Below are 19,698 nucleotides of genomic sequence, written 5' to 3'. Positions count from 1 at the left end.
TCTCTCCCTTCTCTGCTCCTATGTCTTCTCTTGTCCCCATTCCCGCCAACGATAACGTCGACATAAACCTCGCCTATGCATCGCCAAGTAACGTCACGTCTCACTGCCTCTATGATTCTGACCGCGCCAAAGCCTATCTCCACAAGGACGCCATACCCCTCTTAGACAAAGCCATAGCACTCGCCGCCCAACAAAACTATCGCCTGCGCATTCTCGATGCCTTTCGCCCAACAGAGACGCAATGGGCGTTATGGCATTTTTTTCCAGACGAACGTTTTGTCGCTCACCCCGAACGTGGCTCTCCCCATTCCCGTGGCGTTGCCCTCGATGTCACCCTCGTCGACGGACAGGGAGTCGCCCTCGATATGGGAACAGATTTTGATGATTTCACACCACGTTCTTATCACGGCGCACTCTCCCTCTCACAGCAAGCACAAGCCAACCGCTACTGCTTGCTCGGCATTATGGTATCGGCAGGATGGGATTTCTACATCCATGAATGGTGGCATTATCAACTCTTTAACAGCAAACGCTATCCCCTCCATAGCGACAAGGCCATCGAAGGCGGTATGGTGGCACAGGACGCACGGAAATATGTGCCTCACAAAATGGCGCATGCTTCGTCAAAAGAGAGGCGATAAGCCCTCGCCCGCAGACCTTGCGCCTCCCCATGCCCCATATTGCATAACAAGAAGGAACGCCAAGACGCCCGCGGCGACTCTTGAAAGAACGCCTCATCCACCCGCTGTGCCACAAACCCTCCCATAGGACCGCAATCAAGCCCCATGCCACGGGCAGCAATCATCATATAGGCGGCTTGTAAGTGAGCATTGAAGGATGCTGTTTTCTCTGTCCTCTCCTTATCCTTCCTATGACGAGCCACCATGTCCTCGTAGGACACGTGGGGTGCTAAAACATCCATGCGCTCATAAAACGCCATATCATAGGCAAAAATCGCCGTCACTGGCGCATGGCGCGTCTTCTCCACATTGCCCGGACTCAGACATGGGACAAGCTTCTCCTTGTCCTCCTTCTCACGCACAAACAAAACACGCAAAGGACACACATTCATGCTCGTAGGCCCCATGCGCGCCATGCCATAAATGTCGCGTAAGAGCGTATCATCGACCTTGTCCTGACGCCATGTGCTGTACGTCCGTCCCTCCATAAACACAGAGCGCACATCTAACGACTCCTTCGATACCATCATCATCCTCCCATGCACTATTTTCCTTTCCTCCTTCACGTCAACAACTATATACGTAAAGACAAGGTGTGGATACGAAAATGCATCAGCCATACCCCCCCAGTGCGCCCTCAGCGCGCCCTAAAAGGCTCACGCTCACGACAGACCCATAGACCCCCCATAGACCCCACAGACCCATGGACGACCAACCACGCAAAAAGATTCTAGACGACCTATCCATGCTCGCCCAGGGCGCTCTTCACATCGCTGACTCGGTGTCTGACGACCTACGCATCCTCGTTCATCATACGTGCCAAAAAATCTTGAGCGACATGGCGCTCGCACGTCGAGAAGACCTCGATGCCTTGCGCGCCCAACTGGAAGAAACCCAAAAAAAAGTCGCCCAATTGGAAAATATGCAACAAACGGATAAAAAATCACACAGAAAAGCATGACAGGCGCACGCATGATACTATATATTGACATATTGAGGGTAAAGGACGCTATATATGCTTGTGCCATCGTCTTGTTCCCACGTATTATCATGGCGTGATAGGGCAGGGGTGGTGGACAGGGTAGGAAGGCAAGGGAGGGGTTGTGAGGGAAGGGGGTGTAAGAACAGAGGCTCTCTTACACGTTAGAACGTCAACGGAGCGTTGTATCATGGTGCAGAGAACGAATTTTGACCCTCCCTCATCGTCTCATCTCCTTGACATGGTGGAATCCTATGCCCACCATCATGGGTGGTTCTGTCAGCGTGAGGATGACAGCGCCCTCGTTCTTCAGTGTCAGAAAGAGCATGGCATCTATGGGTTGTATTTGCTGTGGCGAGCAGAGTGTCATACGCTCCAATTTTCATGTGTTCCCGATATTAAAGTCCCCATGCGGGCCCAAGATGCCATCGAGCGTCTTATCTGCCTGTTGAACAATCATCTGTGGATGGGACATATGGGGATTGATAGGGATAGTGGCGTTATCTCTTATCGGCATACGGCTCTTTTCTCGCTTCAGGATATGGATGGCAGTCATCACCATGCTGAGAAAATGATCGAGTCGGCACTGGCACATTGCGAACGTTTCTACCCATCCCTACAGATGGTCATATGGGGCGGTTTAGACCCTCGAAAAGCTCTCGAATCGGCGCTCCTTGACGTGCAAGGACAAGCTTAAACGCGTGCCAGTGCGATGGCACTCTCTTCGTTCGACTCCGTCCTTGTCATAGGCGGCGGCCATATGGGCGGGGCGTTGTTGAGAGGATGGCTCAAGGCACAAAGAGATCCTCGCTCCCTTTACCTGCTGGATACCGACTCTCTATGCCGGACATCATGGGAATCGTGGCTTCCCTCATCCCATATTATCGGACATAGTGACGATATTCCGTTCAACGAGATACATTTCTCTTGTATCGTCTTAGCGGTCAAACCACAACAGATAGCGCATGTCGTCGGAACGCTCTGTCAGCGACTCCCCCCTCTGTCATCTTGTATCGTGTCGGTGGCGGCTGGCATACCTCTCGCCTCTATTGCCCACCATCTAGGCCACAGCGTCATCATCAGGGCTATGCCGAATCTCGCATGCGCCATTGGCAAAGGAATCACAGCCCTGTACAGCGCCCATGCCAAAGACACGCCATGTTGTGCTCATGTCCATAGGCTCTTTGCCTGTCTTGGGATGACATTATGGCTTGAGGAAGAGGAACGTTTTGACATCATCACCGCCTTATGTGGGAGCGGTCCCGCCTACCTCTACTACTTTCTCGAATGTCTCACGAAGGCTGGCGCGCATTATGGGCTCAGTGAGGCAGATGCCCAACAGCTTGCCTTATCGATGGTGGATGGCGCTACCGCCCTCGCCATCGAAAAAAAGGAAGCGCCTCGAACATTACGCGCACGCGTCACAAGCCCACAAGGAACAACAGCAGCCGCCATAGATGTCTTCCAACATCACACCGACACATGGGACGCCATCATCCAACGCGCCATCGAACAGGCCATGAGACGCGCCAAACAATTGGCAGAAGAAACGCCAAAACACACACACGCCCCCTCCCCATAGGCTCACGTCCGTTCTTTAGGAAAAAAGAGTCTGACTCTCAACCCCCCCAAGGGCGACTCCTCTAGCATGATCCGTCCCTGATGCTGACGCATCACCGTATCAGCAATGGCAAGCCCTAAACCAACGCCTTCATGGTTGAGATTACGCGACGTATCCAAACGAGAAAACGGACGCAACGCCTCTTCGCGCATCGAAGGCGCAATGCCAACGCCATCATCATCAACAATGACGGACAGGCCGTCCCGCCCAGCATGGACAGACAATTCGATGGTCTCAGCAAAACGTTCCGCATTATGAAGAATGTTCATCAGGCAACGCTTGAGGTCGCCTCTATGGGCTTTCACCATGAGGCGTTTTGTCTCTTTCTTTGCCCCTTGTTCGCGCCCAACGAGACGTATGCTCTTCCTTAAAGGACGGGGAACATCCTCCAAGAGAGTCTCGAGCATCTCTTCCACATCCACATCCTCGATATCGTCCTGTGGCTTTCGTCCTCCCACCCGTAGAAAATCGATATACTCCTTGACGATGTTCTGTAAGAGCGTCACATCTTGCTCAAGGCCAGCCATGAGCGCCTTGTTATCCGTATCCCCAGAGTCACATGTGCTTTTCATGTCTTTGCCATCAGCGATGGCCAGCTGTAGTTTCATACGGGCGATGACTGTGTTGATGTCGTGAGAGATGGACGTCAAAACCATATATTGTTGCTGCCAATGGCGCTTAATACGCTCTTTCATGCCCTGAAAGACGGCAATGGCTCGTCTCACTTCTCTCGCCCCACGCAACGTCAGAGGCTTATCCTGCTCAGCGCGCCCATCCTCCATATCGCTATCATGTCCCTGCCCGAACGTCTCCATCGCATGGGCAAGGTCGTTCATGGGACGTATCTGATTCCGCATGAAGAGCGCGGCGATACTCACAAAGAATAACGCGCCGAATGTCATGAAGACGACAAACACCGATGTCGTTGAGTTAAACAGGCGATGACGAGGCACAACAGCATGGAGAACACCCTGTGGCTCTTCATCGCGTTCTATCCAAATAAGCGTTTTTCTGAGCCCACGGTCGGTGCGAAATGTCACATGGCGCTGAGGAAATCTCCTCGAGAGAGACTCTTGAAGGAAGCGCCGATAATCAATGTAAAAGTCTTTCTCCTGAACTGACGCAACCGAAGAGTCACGAGGACGTTCTGTGAAGGTGAATTCTATCTCCGTTTTTTCCGCCATCAAAGGAAACAAGAAGGCGCGTTGATGGGGAAAATCCGTCAACAGCTGGTCCGCTAAGGCAATATCACCAACGACATCCTCAGCCAAGCGGCGACTATGGGTGTCCCATAGGCGGTCGAAAAATGCCCATGTCAGCAAAATCCATAGCAACATCATAGGCGCCCACAAGATGAGTTGCGAACGCCCCATCAGTGTCTTAGGGAGGTAACGTTTCACCCTACGAGCCCTTATGCTCTGTTGTCCGCCGACAACGCACAACGTCTAAAGAATAGCCCTTACCCCTGTGGGTGCGGAGAGGAACATCCACCCCGCCAATGATATGAAGTTTTTGCCTGAGACGCTTGATTTGTGTATCGATGACGCGCTCAGAGCCGCACATATCCAGACGTTCCATGAGCTGCTGGCGCGTGATGATACGCCCTTGCCCCTGCGCAAGCTGACGTAAAAGGGCGCGCTCCCCTGATGTCAAACGCACCCGTTCCGCGCCATAACGCAAGAGACCATCCTCTTCATCAAAGGTGAACGCACCAAAAGACCAGAGAGATGAGGCATGCGCCCCATCGCTACGACTGAGAATGGCATGGATACGTAGCAAGAGTTCTCTTGGCTCGAAGGGTTTAGCAAGATAATCATCGACACCACTCTCCAGACCAGCAATACGATCCTGCGGTTGGGCCATCGCCGTCAACATCAAAATAGGGACTCTCTCTTTGCGCTCTCGTAGGCGGGACGCCCATGTTGTGCCATGCTCATGCGGCATCATGACATCGAGGATAATGATATCGAAGAGAATACGCATGCACAGCTGTTCTGCCTCTTGGGTGTCAGACGCCAACGAGACGACACACCCATGTTGCGACAAATAATGCGCCAACAACGTGCGCAAGCGCGCATCATCATCAACAACAAGAATGTGCGTCTGTTTTTTTAACATTATGCTATACTGAGGCTGTGGCGGGGGTTTTAGCGGGACATATCATCCATAAGAATGACAGAGAAACATCATGCTCGAGAGTTTCGATAATCGGACTGGCGTCATCTGGTATAATAATCGCTTTGTGCCGTGGCGTGAAGCGTGCGTCCATGTGCTGAGCCATGGCCTCCATTATGCCAGTGCCGTGTTCGAAGGCGAGCGCGTCTATGATGGGGTTGTTTTTAAGTTGGACGACCATACGCAACGCCTCCATGAGTCTGCCAAGATGATGGGCTTTACGTTGCCCTTCGATAGTGAGACCATAAGCCGAGCGACCTACGAGCTCCTGCATAGGCAAGGCATAAAAAATGGCTATGTGCGCCCCATCGCATGGCGAGGGAGCGAGATGATGGCCATATCCGCCCAACGCAATACCATCCATATGGCCATCGCCGCATGGGAGTGGCCCTCTTACTTTGACCCCGATACCCGCAAAAAAGGCATTCGTCTGGGCTATACGCCATGGCGACGTCCTCCTGCCAATACAGCGCCAGTCCATGCAAAAGCAGCGGGACTCTACATGATATGCACCCTCAGCAAGCACCATGTGGAAAAAAAAGGCTATGACGATGCGTTGATGCTCGACCATCATGGCCATATCGCTGAGTCCACAGGAGCAAACATTTTCTTTGTCATCAACGATGCCTTGCATACGCCCATACCCGATTGTTTTCTCGATGGCATTACGAGACAATGCGTCATCGATATTGCACAGCGCCAAGGTATCGATGTCTGCGAGCGTGTCATAACACCAAAAGATGTAGAGTCAGCGGATGCCGCTTTCCTCACAGGGACGGCCGTTGAGGTCACGCCTATCGCCTCTATCGAGACGGTCAGGTTGAAGGGACATCCATTGGTTGATACCCTCATAGAGGCGTTCCAAGCGTATGTGCGCCAGACATGCCATCACCATAAGACGTGTGAGTCCGTCTCTCTGTAGAGAGACATGCTGTGTGGGCATCATGGCGTGTGTGGCATGGTGCTCTCATGCCACCCGTTCGCCTGTTGTTCGTCCCGATTCTGCGCGGCGACCCAAAATCCCTCGCCGCTGTTCGTCTCTTCATATTTCCAAAAGGGCGCTTTCACCTTGAGCCAATCTATCAAAAAGTGGCAAGCCTCGAGGGCGGGCTGGCGGTGTTCTGCTCCTGTGGCGATGAACACGATGACCTCATGGGGAAGGATTTTCCCATAACGATGGACGATACATATGTCCTCGAGAGTCCAGCGTGCGCATGCGCGGGAAGCGAGCGCATCGAGCTGTCGTTGAGCCATCGCATGATAATGCTCTAGAGTCATAGAGCGTAACGTATAGGCGCGCCCCTGATGATGGCACGAGGCGCGCATACGCCCGACAAACATCGCCACAGCGCCGCTAGACGAGACAGAGTCCGCAAAACGTCCATAAACAGAGCCCACATCAATGGGTGAGGATTGCAACGTGATAGAGACCATGACAGCCGACGCCTTTACCCCCCCGTCACGGGAGGAAAAAAGGCGACTTCCTTGACGCCATGCAATCGATGGTCTTTATCCACATACTGACAATCTGCCGCCACTTGAATGGAAGGACGTGAGAAAGCGCGCCTGTGCGCATCGCTCAACGTGGCAAGCCACGTCATCAAATCACCTATGGTGAGGACATGAGGCGGAGGCGTCATCGCTTCCTCCTCTCGCCCAATTGTCGTTCGAAGGGCCGCAAAATAGACAATCTTCATGATAAAAATGCCGTGTAAGGGGTGAAAAAAACGCTATCGCCTTCATGAATATGGGTGATGTCCTCTGCAATGTCTATGAGTCCGTCCGAACGCACGAGAGATGTCACAAGACCCGCCCCTGTCTTCATAAAGCGCTCAACACCCACAACACCATCACGTTCCACAAGGCGACATCGTATCCATTCGCGTCTCCCGGGCTTCTTGTCCATAGAGAAAAAGGCGGTGACGGGATAGCGAGGAGGCATCGAGACAATGCCACCCCCCCTCTTTTGTAGCAAAAGACGCGCAAAGAGCAAAAACGTTACGGTCACGGCAACAGGATTGCCCGGAAGAGCAAGAATAGGCGTGCCATGAAGTCGCCCAAAGGCAATAGGGCGTCCGGGCTTCATCTTCACGCGCCAAAAATCTAGCGCGCCATAACGGCTGATAATATCGCCAATGGCATCGCTCTCACTCGCTGAGATACTGCCTGAGGTGATGAGAATATCACAACGATAGGATGCCTGTCGCAAGGCATGACTCATGGTCTCTTGATGGTCTGGCAAAATACCGCCATCATCTATAGCCGCGCCCCATGCGGATAACATGCCCCGCACAGCATAGCGGTTGCTATCGTACGTCCCCGCCTGTGGGAGCGATGGCGTGTCAACATCATAGATTTCATTGCCACTGGAGAAAAGGCCAACCCTCACCCTGTCCATGACGTCGACGGTAGGATGTCCCATAGCGGCGAGCATCGCCATATCTTGTGGACGTAGGCGCCAGCCTCGTGGAAGGATATTTTGCCCTTGACGGACGTCTTCCCCTCTCAAACGATAATTCATGCCTCGATGGGCATGGCGTTTATCGATAAAGAGGATGGTCTGAGCGTCCTGCTGTTGGCATGCCTCTTCCATGAGGATGGTGTCGACTCCTTCAATATCTGTCATACATGTCCCTGTGAACAGCTGAACGGCTTGTCTTTTCTTGACGTTGTAGCGCGCGGGCGCGCCAGCCGTTGCGCGCCCCACAAGGCGAAAGGCGGGGCGTTCCTCCTGCAAAAGCTCATCATCCCACATAATGCCATAACCATCAACAGCGGCATTATCATAGGGGGGAACATCACGGGGGGTGATGACATCATGTGCCAAAAGACGCCCATAGGCTTGGTGAAGGGGAATGGCGCACGTTCTGGCAATCGCCGTTGTCTTATGCTCTATGTGCCTCTGGGCATCATCCACCGACAACCATTCCTTCATCTTAAAACGCCTCAGCAGACGGATACCCTATGATAAAAGACGCAAGGGAGGGAATATCATCAAGGGAAAAGGCGGGAAGGGGACATGCCTTGAGAGGCACATCACACGCAAGAGCGATGATATTTTTGTCATGGGGATACAGAAACGCTTTATGATTATCCTGACGATATAATTCGATTTTAGGAATGGGCTCTCTCTTAAAACCTTCCACAAGAAGAATATCGACTCGATGCATTCTGTCAATCAAGCGGCGAAGAACTGGCTCTTTCTCGTCACGTAATTCGTGCATCAACGCCCACCGCCTACGTGACGCCACAAGCACCTCTTTTGCGCCAGCATGGCGATGGCGATAGCTGTCTTTGCCTTCCTTATCGATGTCGAAATCTTGGTGGGCATGCTTAATCGTTGAGACGGAAAAGCCTTGCTTGCCTAAATGCGCTATTAATTTGACGAGCAATGTCGTCTTTCCGCTACCACTCCAGCCGACAATGCCAAAACACTTCATGAACTGCTGGGCGCTATCCTTCTTCCTTTGACGGATAGTTTTGCCTTGCCTTGTGGCTTTTCTTGCGCCCTGTCATAGCGTGCTATGCCACGTATGCCCGTGCGCACATAAGCAAAAGCAGAAATGACGCTGAGAAGAGCCGCAAGCCACAAACCAATGCTCCCTATGAGGAGCGCTGGAATGAACCATGGCGATGCATCGCCAACGATAAGAAACCCTAGCGCGAACATCTGGAGCGCCGTCTTCCATTTTGCCACACCCGTCACATGCATACGCATATTCAAATTAGACAGAAATTCACGTAAAGACGAGACAAGGAATTCACGCAATAAAATCACCAGAGAGGCAATGGTATCAATACCCTCGATACGCCCCGTGACGACAAGCATGAAAATGACGGTGGATACCATGAGCTTATCCGCCACGGGGTCCAGCATTTTTCCTAAAACCGATATTTGCTTGGTGCTACGGGCAAGATACCCATCCACAAAATCGCTCACACAGGCGGCAACATAAAAGAAGAGGGCGAGCCAGCGCATAAAAGGCGTGTCAAACCACAGCATGGTGGCAACAACAGGAACAAGCGCCATTCTTCCTAAACTGATCGTGTTGGGAAGAGTCATCGTCTCTCCCTTCTTATCACATCATCCCACACCATCTCAGCACCTCCCTTTGCTCCTCTCACGTCCCATATCCCTTACGTGTCGACAAATCTACCTCTGTCTCGTGAAAGTAATCATAAATCATATGGGCGATAAAGTCATGGATTCCCTCGACTTTCTTTAAATCTTCTATTCCCGCCACCGACACAGCATGGGCAGAACCAAAGTAGCGGAGCAAGGCGCGTTTACGTATGCTCCCTATCCCTTTGATGTCTTCGAGGGACGATGTTCGCAAGGGACGCTGACGTTTCTTGCGGTGGCTCATCACCGCAAAGCGATGGGCTTCGTCTCGAAGACGCTGAAGATAATGGGAAACAGCGTCATCATCGCGCACCATAAAGCAACGTCCGTCCGACACATGGAATGTTTCCTTTCCCGCCCTCCTTTCCTTTCCCTTTGCCATAGCGAGGATAGGTATGTCATCGACAATGCCAAGTGCTTCGAGGGCTTGCTGCACACTATGGAGTTGTCCTTTCCCGCCATCAATAATAAGGAGGTCTGGCCAAAGATGGTGGTCTCTGTCATGCCCTTGGGCGAGCGCTTTCGAGAAACGGCGGGTGATGACTTCCCGCATCATGGCATGGTCGTCCTCTTGTGTCGATGTCCCCTGATGCTTGCCAATGGTGAATTGACGATAGGCTGTTCTGACAAAATCATAAGCATCCGTCACAATCATGACGCCAACAGCATGAGCGCCACTGGTATGGGAATTGTCGTACGCTTCAATACGCTCAAAGGGCTCTGCGCGGTCAAACAGCTGCTGTAGAAATGATTGCGCTTGCTGTATGTGATGTCCGCGCATGCGGTAGCGCGCCAATGCTTGGCGCGCATTCTCTGCGACATAGTCCATCACCTCACGCTTGCCACCGCGCACAACATCATGCAGAGAGACGCGATGGCCAGCCCGCTCACTGAGTGCCTGTTGTAGGATGTCGCTCTGCTCTGGGCGATGGCTCACATAGAGAGAACGCGGCACAGAACGAGTCGTATAAAATTGCCCTATCACTGCCGATAGGATGGCGGACTCATCCACAGAGGCATCATGACGAGGATAATAGGCGTAGTTACCTAACAAACGCCCATGGCGAAAAAAGAATATCTGGACACAGCTATGACGTTGTTCCTTACAGACGGCCAGCACATCGCAATCACCCATATGCTGATAATCAACGCGCTGATAGGCATGAACAGTCGCCAGCGCCTTGAGTCTGTCACGATAACGCGCCGCTCGTTCATAGTGCTGCGCTTTGCTGGCGTCTTCCATCATCGATGTCAGTTTCTTACGTAACGAGTCACAACGTCCTTGCAAAAATAATGTGGCGTCTCGCACCAATTCTTGATAATCCTCCTTGCTGATACGCCCCACACAAGGAGCAGAACACCGCTTAATTTGATACAAAAGACACGGGCGACGACGCGCCTTGAAAACGGAGTCACGACAGCTACGCAATAAAAAGCCACGCTCTAAAAGATACATCGTCTCACGCGCCGCACTCGATGTGGGAAGAGGACCATAATAGGTTGTGCCCTCCTTCTTCTCGCCACGATGTAAAAAAATTTGAGCAAACTCTTGCGTCTTACGTCCCAGCGCAATGTAGGGGAAACTCTTATCATCCAGTAATAAGATATTGAAAGGGGGACGCCATCTCTTGATGAGATTGCTCTCCAATAAGAGCGCCTCGGCATCGTTGCGCGTCACAATAACCTCCACATGCGCCGTCATAGACATCATACGTTGCACGCGCACCGCATGCCCATGCCGACGACCATAACTGGCGACACGCTTTCTGAGAGAACGCGCCTTGCCCACATACAGGATTTTGCCGTTCTTATCCTCCATGCGATACACGCCAGACGCATCGGGAAGCGTCTTACACATATGGCGTATATACTCTATCCCATATCGCCGCTGCCCATGAAAGGGTTGTTGTTCCTCATGGAGTTCGAGCATGGGTCACTTAGCTCCTTGATACATGAAACGATGGCGTAGCCTGTGGATAACTCTGTGCAAAATAATCCTCTTTTTTGTCATACGATGGGGACTCTGACGATGAAGAGCTCTGTTGTTAATGAAACAAAAACAACTCTTTGTTTTTTCTTATAAAAAAGATAACAATGCGCATTATATGGAAAAAAAGGCGAAAAAACAAGCCTTCCGTCTTCCGTCATCATTGAGGATAACTTTTGTGCTATGGTATAGTGATATGGCTCAACAACACGGGATGTCGCCGATAGAGATTATCATCGACACGGGGTGCGTAGCTCAGCGGGAGAGCGCTCCCCTCACACGGGAGAGGTCACAGGTTCAATCCCTGTCGCACCCACCATGGTCACACACCATCACAAGACAGGAAAAGGGACATGATGTTACAGCCTTCGATGCGTCTTTTTTTGCTCATGCTCTTTTTGCTGTTCCTGCCCTTCTTCTTCATATCGGTTTTTCATGCCATTGCTCTCCCTTTCGTTGTCGGCGCTGTGTTGGCGTATCTTTTAGACCCGCTCGTTGACATGCTAGAGACATGGGGCATGAGCCGAGTCCTGTCAACCTTGCTTGTCATGGCGTGTTTTTTATTATTTTTTGTGCTCGTTGTGTTTTTACTCTTTCCTCCCTTCATAGAACAAGCCATGTCTCTTGCCCACACGCTCCCCCGCGCCCTTACGACATTACATCATCTCTTTCTCGAGTATGGCAAGCGTATGATGACGGCATGGGACGGCTTGAGTCATAACCCATCGGGGTCACCACTAGACAGGATGGGATGGATGGGACAATGGGAAGCATGGTCTGAGACATCGGTGCCACGCCTCTTTTCTTTCTTGACGGATATGCTTGTATCGTTATTCGAAGGCGGGCGCGCTTTTTTTCAAACGCTGATGTTGTTGCTCTTGACACCCCTCACGACATTTTACCTTTTGCGCGACTATCATATTTTCATGGGGCATTTGGCAGGTCTTCTTCCTCGCCGTGATGCCGTGGCATTTCGAAAAGCCATGGAGGAATTGGCGGGGATGTTAGCGGGTGTTGGGCGTGGTGTGCTGATGGTGGTAGGCGCGTTGTCTTTATTTTACGGCGTGAGTCTCACCTTGTTAGGCCTTCCCCATAGTGTTGCTTTGGGGGTTGTTTCTGGCGTTTCTATGATTATTCCCTATCTTGGCTGGTTCATCGCTTTGAGTATCACATGTCTCGTTGGCTGGATAGAAGGGTTTGGCGTTGCGGGCATAGGGTGGATTTTGGCGATTTTTGCTCTTGGCTATGTCGTAGAGAGTTTTTTCTTGACGCCTCGCTTTGTCAGCCACCATGGCGGATTTCATCCTCTTGGCTTGCTGTTTGCGCTCTTAGCGGGGGGGGTCTTTCTTGGCTTCATCGGTGTCTTGCTTGCTCCTTTATGGGCGGTCATTGCGGTCGTGTTGACGCGTCTTGCTGTCGCTGCCTATAAAGAGACGCGTTTTTATACGACAACGGGATAATGCGCCAGTCGGTGCTGACATTTCCTTTCGAGAGCCGTTATCGTCTCGAGAATTTCTTTGTGAGCGATGCGAATGTTCTCGCCTTTGATTGGCTCAAACGTTGGCCCTTCTGGCTGAGCCCCGACAAGAAGGGGGGCGGTCTTATCACCTATGGGCCTCGAGGCTGTGGCAAAACGCACCTTCTCCATGCCTTTTCTTCCATGACAAAAACATTCATCATCCCGCGCGCCTTCTGGCAAGAACAAGAGATGACGCGCCTTCGACAACAAGGCGACATGTACGAGTCGTGGGCGCTCGATGACGTCCAACGCCATATGCGCGATGGGCGGTGCGAGCGAACACTCCTTTATATTCTCCGCCATTGCCATCAACATGGGAAAACACTCCTTATGACAGCACACCATGCTGTCGCTCTGTGGCAACTCGAACTAGCAGACTTATCATCGCGCTTGAGCGCTATGCCGTGCGTTCCCATTAAACATCCCGATGATGCCTTGCTCCATGCCGTCATCAAGAAAATCTGTCAAGATAGGCGGTGTGCCATCGACGACCATGTCATAGGCTTTGTCCTCTCGCGCATGGAAAGACGTTTCGATATGGTCTTACGCCTTGTCTCCGCCTTAGATGAAGAATCGACACGCCAGAAACAAAAAATCACCATTCCTATGGCAAAGAAAATCCTCACAATGCATGCCACGGACTCCCTGTCAGCGCCATGACATCATGACATCTTTCTCACCAATCCATAGCATTGGCCTCATGAGCGGAACGTCAGCCGATGGCATCGATGTGGCGCTCCTCGAAACAGATGGGGAAGACCAGATAAAGAGCAAAGGGTCGACGCATATCCCCTATGAACCCCATATCACCTCCGCCCTGTTGCGTGAAGCATCCAAAGGCTATGCCAAAAAAGATGATGGTCTCCATGCCCTCGAGGAACATCTCACGACCCTCCATAGCACAGCTGTTATGGCGTTATTGCAAGAGACAGGTCTCACAAAGAAAGATATTGCCGTGGTCGGCATGCATGGCCATAGCATAAGCCATAGGCCCGCCCAACGCCTCAGTTGGCAATTGGGAAACGGGCGAGCGCTGGCACAGAGCGTGGATATTGATGTCGTCTGCGATTTTAGACAAGAAGATCTACGCCATGGCGGTGAAGGCGCGCCCTTTGCCCCGCTCTTTCACCATGCCTTGCTGACACGCCAACGCACAGCCCCTACCGATAGGCATGACGATGTGGCATGGCGCGACCCCGTGGCCATTGTCAATATCGGCGGCGTCGCCAATGTGACGGTGCTCGACAAGGGGAAGATTGTCCATGCCTTTGACACAGGGCCCGGGTGCGCTCTAGTGGATGATTGGATACGCCACTGCGGCGTCCTTGCGGGAATGGATAAGGATGGCGCTTATGGACATAAAGGCCATGTCCATGACACAATTATATCATCCATGATAGCCCATCCCTATTTTGCCAGACGTCCCCCTAAGTCTCTCGACAGATATGATTTTGGTATCGATGGCGTGCGTCATCTCTCCATAGAAGATGGGGCGGCGACATTGACGGCTTTCACAGCCAAAGCACTCGCCAAAGGACAAGAATGGGGAAACAGCCCATGGCGTTCTCTGGTCATCACGGGCGGTGGGCGACACAACCATGCCTTATTACAAAAGATAGAAGAGCATATGGGAACGTGTGCCATAAGGGTGGCGGAAGATATAGGCTGGCATGGCGATGTTTTAGAGGCACAAGCGTTTGCGTGGCTTGCTGTGCGTCACCTTCGCCAGTTACCCTTGTCCCTTCCTTGCACGACTGGCGTCTCCCATGCCATGCGTGGCGGCGTGTTGCATCGAGCATCAGCTTAAAAGAGAAAACCCCCCTCACGCAAAACGGAGCGGGGTTTTCCTCATGCTGGCGTCACGCCATAAAAGTCGCTGAGACTTTTAGACCTCGGCGCAAGCATAGCTGTTGATCTCCAGACCAACAGACACTTCGGTGATTTCAGGTGTCATCCAAGCCATCATAAAACGCCTCCTAAAGCGTATGAAAGTGAGTTTCTTGTGTCACACGAGAGACAACGCCATGATACAGACCATAAGCCCCGTCTCGCTACGCCCTCCTCACGTTGCCCCCTCACGCTATATGAGATGGATGATGAATGTGAACACTCTATGAACAATCATCTTTTTTGTCACTTTTTATGACATGTTTTTTATGGAATGGGGGCGACAGAGCTTGCACCCCTTGCTCACCCCACTCCGTCATCATCTTTCTGGCAAGGGTATAATCTAACCGCCTTCGATACTGGCCATCGCGCCTTATGCCCTTAAATGTCGTCATGAAAACATCATAGGTTTTTTCCCTAAAATGCGCCAGCTGGTCGTTCAACCTGTCAATAAGGCGCTGTGTCACATGCGTCATCCCCATATCGATACGTGTGATGGAACGCGATGAATGCCTCACCGCATAAGGGTCGACATCATCCCCCCAACAAAAACGTATGGACGGCTCAACGCTGTTATCAATGGCCATCAAGCCTAAGGCCCCATGGCGCACATTGAACGTGATGTCCTTGCGACTTTGCGTGGGAAGGAATGCCCGCAAAGCCGATAATGTCCCTATAGGCTTGTCATCCACGAAAATATCCGTCTCTGTCACCGCCTCCCTACAGAACAGAGCGAGACAGACGGGATTTTCTGTATCACGAAATAAGCGTTTTTGCACCATAATGACGCTATCAAGACGCCTCAAAAAATGGTGGCTATTGAGAAAAGATGCAGGGACAAGAGCCGCCACATAAGGGCAATGGTCAAGGCATAGTTGGAGACAATGCTTATAGAGGTCATCCCATGGCGTATCGGGATAGGTGAGGTTGAGCCTTTTTGCTCGACTCTTGTAGAGCCATGGGGGGTTGGTGATACAGACATGATAATGGCGCGGAAAATCCTTGAGCGTGTCGCGCATCGACACGGAACGCCCCTGTGGATTAATATCAAAGGAGGCATAGCGGCGACACACATCCACCTCTTGAAGCATGGCGATGATATGGTTTGCGCCAGCGAAAGGCTCGAGGATTGTCGTCTCTCGCGCCCCCGCCTCTAAAGCCCAACGGATAAAACGCCCATGACTGAAAGGATTGTCGCCAGTGGTGTAAAACACCCCATTCTGTTGTTTGAGAGCAGACGTCATGAGACAGGGCTTTATGGGAAAGGCTTTGTCCTGTCATATCCCTTTCAGGTCCTTTCAGGGCGGCCTTTCTACGTGATGTGACAGAGTCATCCCAGCGTGTGCGTTTTTTCTGTGCGTCCCTTAGGGGATTCGAACCCCTGTTGCCGCCGTGAGAGGGCGGTGTCCTAGGCCTCTAGACGAAAGGGACAAAATCCTTTACGCTCAGTCGTTGTCCATCGCTGTTCCCATGCCTATACAATACCCTGAGTATAGCATGCTATGGCTTTCAACATGCCTTTATCCTCTCATGCCTCTCGTGCGATGTCCATGCGTAGAAGAACAGACCATCGTATTATCGCCCTCATCGATGATGACCGCAATATCCTTGCGTCCCTGTCCCTCACGCTCGAGAATGAAGGCTATGGCGTGAAAATGTGGCATGACGGACAAACAGCCCTCCATGCCCTCTTAAAAGAGCCCGTGGATCTCGTTGTCCTCGACATCAAAATGCCGTCTATGGATGGTATCACGTGCTTGCGTGAATTGAGACGCCATTCCTCAGTCCCTGTGATTTTCCTCACATCGAAGGATGGCGAAGAGAGCGAAATTGAGGGGCTCGAGCAAGGCGCTGATGACTATATACGCAAACCCTTCTCACAATCTTTGCTCCTGAAACGTATCGAGGCGCTGCTGAGACGAAGCCTCTTACATCAGCAAGAAACACGTAAAGAGGCACAAAAGAAGGCAACGCCCCTGCATATAGACACAGAACGCCACCTCTGCACATGGAAGGGCCTGCATGTCGCCCTCACCGTGACCGAATTTCTCATCGTCCAAACCCTTGCGCGCACACCCAATGCCGTTATCAGTCGCGACCAGCTCCTCGATGCGGCTTATGGCTATGCCTCTTATGTAGAGGGACGTCTCATCGACCATCACATAAAGCGCATACGCAAAAAATTTCGTGATAAAGACCCTCAATTCAACGCCATCGATACGCTCTATGGCCTTGGCTACCGCTATAAAGACCACAAGGCGTAGAAAATGGGCGACCCCGGCACGACTCGAACGTGCGACCGACGGATTAGAAGTCCGTTGCTCTATCCATCTGAGCTACGGGGCCCTCACGGCATGCGCCATGTGTCAGCGATAACGCATGAGGAAGTTATCGGCATAACGTTTGCGCTTAGGTTGGGATGTGTCGCGCACATCCTTCTCCACAACATAGTCGAGACCTTCGCGGGACGCGTACGCAATGGCCTCTTCACGGCTCGCAAAAGAGAGGGATACCTGCTCTGTCATGGACTCACTTCCCGTCCATCCCGTCAATGGATCATGGTAGATTTTCGCGTCGGGAATATGCACAAGAAGCCAACGTTTCATGTTGCCTCGCCCCGATTGCATGGCTGACCGACATGGCTTGTAGATACGCACAGGCATGATATAAGACGTCCTCTGTTACCCTTGTCGAGCGCGCCACCGCCCTCGCCTCATGTCGAACCTCATGTCGGGGAGACTGGATTTGAACCAGCGACCCTCTGCTCCCAAAGCAGATGCGCTACCAGACTGCGCTACTCCCCGCCTACGATACATTGTCACCATACGAGTCTCCTGTCATCTTGTCCATAGGGGGATAGGGCGCATGCTGTGTGTCCGTCTTCGCCTCTCTCTCCTCTAGAGCACTTTTTATATCACGGATAATATCCCTGACAAAACCGACACGTCTCTCAGGCAGACATCGGGCAATGGAACGCCCCATGACGATATAGTCCGCGCCTTGCTTGATGGCTTCATAGGGGGTGAGGGCGCGCTTATGGTCATCCCGAGACTCGTCCGCCATTCTCACCCCCGGCGCCACAATCAAAAAGGGGCGCGTCTTTTTTTGTTGCGCTAACGCCCTTTTCGCTAACGCCCTTTTCGCTAACGCCCTTTTCGCTAACACATGACGAATCATCCCAATATGGTCGCCAGAGGCAATGACGCCATCAGCGCCAGCATCATAGGCGGACAAGGCGCGCTCAATGACAAAATCTGTCAGTGAGCATTGCGCACCCGCAAGGCACTGAAAGTCCTTCTCATCCATCGACGAAAGCCACGTCAAGGATAAGAGGGCAGGCGTTTTGTTGCTCCCACGTCCCTCACAAGCCGCACGCATGGTATCGCCATTGCCATAGAGGGTCATCAACGCCACAGAGGAAGGGACATGGTGCAAGGCAAGACGCACCGTCGCGTCAATATCGTGGATTTTTAGGTCGAGAAAGAGGCGCTTATGGCCACGTATTATCTCATGGACGACATCCCACCCCCCTTGCAAAAAACAACGCCACCCTATTTTGTAAAAGACGACATCCTCCCCCAAAGACGCCACCAAAGCGCGCGCCTCGTCCAATGTGCCATCCAAGGCGACAATGAGACGTTCACGGGGGGTGAGCGATGGGCGTTCATGAGGGGCATGGTGAGACCCTGTGCCATTGATATTTTTCATGGGATGTTTTTCATGGGATATTTTTCATGGTTTCCGCCTTCTGTTCCGTGATATGCCCATTATGCCATAGGCGTCAGCCTATTTCTATAGTGATAGGCATAGAGAGCATGTAAGCCTGCGCGATAGTGGGGATAGCGTAGGGAAAAATTCATCTCCTCTTTGAGACGCCTGTTCGAGACACGGCGACATCCCTGATAAAATTGTGCCGTGAGGGGATGAAGCGTTCCCTCTTTCTCTGCCCTCTCGACATGCTCTGGCGGTGGGACGGGAACGCCCGCCAAACGACAGGCGTAGCGAAGGACGTGGGACGACTCGCTGGGTTCATCATCGCAAAGATTATAGATAATCTGCCTTCTCTCACCATGCATCAGCACAAGAATACCCCGCGCCGCATCCTCCACATGGATACGAGAAAACACATGGCCCTCTTTCACAAGATGGCGAAGAGTCCCGTTTATCATCCTATCGAAGAGACATCGCCCTATGCCATAGATACCGGGTAAACGTATGATGGACACATGGCACGACATCTCTGCTAAGGCTTGCCATGCTTTTTCCGCTATGATACGCCGTCGTCCTCGCGTTTGCGTTGTGAGAAGAGGCGACTCTTCATCCACCCACGCCCCACCATAGTCGCCATACACACCTACCGTTGAGAGATACCCATACCAACAATGGGAACAATAGGCTGAGAAAGATGCGCCATAACGCCTCAACACAGCATCACCCGACTCAGAAGGAGGCACAGAACTCAAGATATGTGTCGCGCAAGGGAAAATGCTGTCTGGCACAGAGGAAAAAGGGTAGAACGTCACATGCTTGCCCGCAATAAGCCTGTCCTCCTTGTGCTGGATATGGCGACTCGTGGCCACAAAGCGCCCATCGCCTGCCATCTGACTTAGAAGAGCGCGGGCGGTATAGCCTAACCCAAAAAAGACATAAAGAGGGCGTCGTGTTCTCGTCTTTCCCATCGATTCCTCCCCATCAATTCCTCTAAGACCCTCCCGCATATTCCTGCC

General features: G+C 52.1%; 23 protein-coding genes and 4 tRNA genes. 10 read left to right on the top strand and 17 right to left on the bottom strand.

Going from position 1 to position 19,698, the window contains the following annotated elements; genetic code table 11:
- Positions 1 to 20 precede the first annotated feature (20 nt).
- Positions 21 to 641 (top strand): D-alanyl-D-alanine dipeptidase, encoded by a 621-nt coding sequence (gene ddpX, locus GDA54_01610; protein MBC6497006.1) that lies wholly within the window; start codon positions 21 to 23, stop codon positions 639 to 641.
- Here ddpX and GDA54_01605 read toward each other — a convergent pair.
- Complete coding sequence (locus GDA54_01605) at positions 602 to 1,210, bottom strand: malonic semialdehyde reductase (GenBank protein ID MBC6497005.1); 609 nt, start codon at positions 1,208 to 1,210, stop codon at positions 602 to 604. The genes ddpX and GDA54_01605 overlap by 40 nt on opposite strands.
- Before the next feature lie 173 nt (positions 1,211 to 1,383).
- On the opposite strand from GDA54_01605, the gene GDA54_01600 reads away from it, so the two are divergent.
- The 3 genes from GDA54_01600 (at position 1,384) to GDA54_01590 (ending at position 3,241) form a co-directional block, all read left to right on the top strand.
- On the top strand, positions 1,384 to 1,641 hold the full coding sequence (locus GDA54_01600) for an accessory factor UbiK family protein (protein MBC6497004.1): 258 nt from the start codon (positions 1,384 to 1,386) through the stop codon (positions 1,639 to 1,641).
- A gap of 259 nt (positions 1,642 to 1,900) precedes the next feature.
- Entirely contained in the window at positions 1,901 to 2,356 is a 456-nt protein-coding gene (locus GDA54_01595; GenBank protein ID MBC6497003.1) for a YbjN domain-containing protein, read from the top strand.
- A 15-nt stretch (positions 2,357 to 2,371) separates the two neighbouring features.
- Complete coding sequence (locus GDA54_01590) at positions 2,372 to 3,241, top strand: pyrroline-5-carboxylate reductase (protein MBC6497002.1); 870 nt, start codon at positions 2,372 to 2,374, stop codon at positions 3,239 to 3,241.
- A 2-nt stretch (positions 3,242 to 3,243) separates the two neighbouring features.
- Here the strand turns inward: GDA54_01590 and GDA54_01585 are convergent, their stop codons facing one another.
- Both GDA54_01585 and GDA54_01580 read right to left on the bottom strand, forming a co-directional pair.
- Positions 3,244 to 4,680, bottom strand: a complete 1,437-nt coding sequence (locus GDA54_01585; protein ID MBC6497001.1) for a HAMP domain-containing histidine kinase — start codon at positions 4,678 to 4,680, stop codon at positions 3,244 to 3,246.
- 1 nt (position 4,681) lies between these two features.
- The gene (locus tag GDA54_01580) at positions 4,682 to 5,398 is read right to left on the bottom strand and encodes a response regulator transcription factor (GenBank protein ID MBC6497000.1); all 717 of its coding nucleotides are present in this window, start codon (positions 5,396 to 5,398) and stop codon (positions 4,682 to 4,684) included.
- 70 nt (positions 5,399 to 5,468) lie between these two features.
- On the opposite strand from GDA54_01580, the gene GDA54_01575 reads away from it, so the two are divergent.
- Positions 5,469 to 6,377 carry a branched-chain amino acid aminotransferase gene (locus GDA54_01575; protein ID MBC6496999.1) on the top strand — a complete coding sequence of 303 codons (909 nt, stop codon included), beginning with the start codon at positions 5,469 to 5,471 and terminating at the stop codon, positions 6,375 to 6,377.
- Positions 6,378 to 6,397: 20 nt separating this feature from the next.
- Here GDA54_01575 and GDA54_01570 read toward each other — a convergent pair whose 3' ends face one another.
- Genes GDA54_01570 through uvrC form a run of 6 tightly spaced genes read right to left on the bottom strand, consistent with a single transcriptional unit; the run spans position 6,398 to position 11,508 of the window.
- Positions 6,398 to 6,889 (bottom strand): molybdenum cofactor biosynthesis protein MoaE, encoded by a 492-nt coding sequence (locus GDA54_01570; protein MBC6496998.1) that lies wholly within the window; start codon positions 6,887 to 6,889, stop codon positions 6,398 to 6,400.
- Positions 6,890 to 6,903: 14 nt separating this feature from the next.
- Positions 6,904 to 7,152 carry a MoaD/ThiS family protein gene (locus GDA54_01565; protein MBC6496997.1) on the bottom strand — a complete coding sequence of 83 codons (249 nt, stop codon included), beginning with the start codon at positions 7,150 to 7,152 and terminating at the stop codon, positions 6,904 to 6,906.
- Positions 7,149 to 8,390: a molybdopterin molybdotransferase MoeA gene (locus tag GDA54_01560; protein ID MBC6496996.1), complete on the bottom strand. Its 1,242-nt coding sequence runs from the start codon at positions 8,388 to 8,390 to the stop codon at positions 7,149 to 7,151. The genes GDA54_01565 and GDA54_01560 overlap by 4 nt, the downstream gene beginning before the upstream one ends.
- A 1-nt stretch (position 8,391) precedes the next feature.
- Positions 8,392 to 8,895 (bottom strand): molybdopterin-guanine dinucleotide biosynthesis protein B, encoded by a 504-nt coding sequence (gene mobB / locus GDA54_01555; protein MBC6496995.1) that lies wholly within the window; start codon positions 8,893 to 8,895, stop codon positions 8,392 to 8,394.
- Positions 8,892 to 9,518 carry a CDP-diacylglycerol--glycerol-3-phosphate 3-phosphatidyltransferase gene (gene pgsA / locus GDA54_01550; GenBank protein MBC6496994.1) on the bottom strand — a complete coding sequence of 209 codons (627 nt, stop codon included), beginning with the start codon at positions 9,516 to 9,518 and terminating at the stop codon, positions 8,892 to 8,894. The genes mobB and pgsA overlap by 4 nt, the downstream gene beginning before the upstream one ends.
- A gap of 58 nt (positions 9,519 to 9,576) precedes the next feature.
- Entirely contained in the window at positions 9,577 to 11,508 is a 1,932-nt protein-coding gene (uvrC, locus tag GDA54_01545; protein MBC6496993.1) for an excinuclease ABC subunit UvrC, read from the bottom strand.
- 301 nt (positions 11,509 to 11,809) lie between these two features.
- Here uvrC and GDA54_01540 point away from each other — a divergent pair.
- The 4 genes from GDA54_01540 to GDA54_01525 all read left to right on the top strand — a co-directional run bounded on the left by GDA54_01540 (position 11,810) and on the right by GDA54_01525 (position 14,891).
- A tRNA-Val gene (locus GDA54_01540) sits at positions 11,810 to 11,884 on the top strand.
- 34 nt (positions 11,885 to 11,918) lie between these two features.
- Positions 11,919 to 13,025, top strand: a complete 1,107-nt coding sequence (locus tag GDA54_01535) for an AI-2E family transporter (GenBank protein MBC6496992.1) — start codon at positions 11,919 to 11,921, stop codon at positions 13,023 to 13,025.
- Positions 13,025 to 13,744, top strand: a complete 720-nt coding sequence (locus GDA54_01530) for a hypothetical protein (protein ID MBC6496991.1) — start codon at positions 13,025 to 13,027, stop codon at positions 13,742 to 13,744. Before GDA54_01535 ends, GDA54_01530 begins: the two co-directional genes overlap by 1 nt.
- A 4-nt stretch (positions 13,745 to 13,748) precedes the next feature.
- Positions 13,749 to 14,891: an anhydro-N-acetylmuramic acid kinase gene (locus GDA54_01525; GenBank protein MBC6496990.1), complete on the top strand. Its 1,143-nt coding sequence runs from the start codon at positions 13,749 to 13,751 to the stop codon at positions 14,889 to 14,891.
- Positions 14,892 to 14,969: 78 nt separating this feature from the next.
- Here GDA54_01525 and pqqA read toward each other — a convergent pair whose 3' ends face one another.
- The 3 genes from pqqA to GDA54_01510 form a co-directional block, all read right to left on the bottom strand.
- Positions 14,970 to 15,047 (bottom strand): pyrroloquinoline quinone precursor peptide PqqA, encoded by a 78-nt coding sequence (gene pqqA / locus GDA54_01520; GenBank protein ID MBC6496989.1) that lies wholly within the window; start codon positions 15,045 to 15,047, stop codon positions 14,970 to 14,972.
- Positions 15,048 to 15,195: 148 nt separating this feature from the next.
- Positions 15,196 to 16,215, bottom strand: a complete 1,020-nt coding sequence (locus GDA54_01515; GenBank protein ID MBC6496988.1) for a hypothetical protein — start codon at positions 16,213 to 16,215, stop codon at positions 15,196 to 15,198.
- Positions 16,216 to 16,329: 114 nt separating this feature from the next.
- Positions 16,330 to 16,402: transfer RNA gene (locus GDA54_01510), tRNA-Glu, on the bottom strand.
- A 119-nt stretch (positions 16,403 to 16,521) separates the two neighbouring features.
- Here GDA54_01510 and GDA54_01505 point away from each other — a divergent pair.
- Complete coding sequence (locus tag GDA54_01505) at positions 16,522 to 17,235, top strand: response regulator transcription factor (protein ID MBC6496987.1); 714 nt, start codon at positions 16,522 to 16,524, stop codon at positions 17,233 to 17,235.
- 8 nt (positions 17,236 to 17,243) lie between these two features.
- Here the strand turns inward: GDA54_01505 and GDA54_01500 are convergent.
- From GDA54_01500 to GDA54_01480, 5 genes are all read right to left on the bottom strand, one after another.
- Positions 17,244 to 17,317: transfer RNA gene (locus tag GDA54_01500), tRNA-Arg, on the bottom strand.
- A 20-nt stretch (positions 17,318 to 17,337) separates the two neighbouring features.
- Positions 17,338 to 17,634 (bottom strand): ETC complex I subunit, encoded by a 297-nt coding sequence (locus GDA54_01495; GenBank protein MBC6496986.1) that lies wholly within the window; start codon positions 17,632 to 17,634, stop codon positions 17,338 to 17,340.
- 67 nt (positions 17,635 to 17,701) lie between these two features.
- Positions 17,702 to 17,775, bottom strand: a tRNA-Pro gene (locus GDA54_01490).
- A 1-nt stretch (position 17,776) separates the two neighbouring features.
- Entirely contained in the window at positions 17,777 to 18,679 is a 903-nt protein-coding gene (gene pyrF / locus GDA54_01485; GenBank protein MBC6496985.1) for an orotidine-5'-phosphate decarboxylase, read from the bottom strand.
- Positions 18,680 to 18,738: 59 nt separating this feature from the next.
- Entirely contained in the window at positions 18,739 to 19,650 is a 912-nt protein-coding gene (locus GDA54_01480; protein ID MBC6496984.1) for an SDR family NAD(P)-dependent oxidoreductase, read from the bottom strand.
- Positions 19,651 to 19,698: the final 48 nt, after the last annotated feature.

This window comes from Alphaproteobacteria bacterium GM7ARS4 (genome assembly GCA_014332745.1).
In the GTDB taxonomy this organism is placed as follows: domain Bacteria; phylum Pseudomonadota; class Alphaproteobacteria; order GM7ARS4; family GM7ARS4; genus GM7ARS4.
The sequence above is the reverse complement of the archived record's forward strand: the minus strand, read 5'-3'. Positions and strand labels throughout refer to the sequence as shown.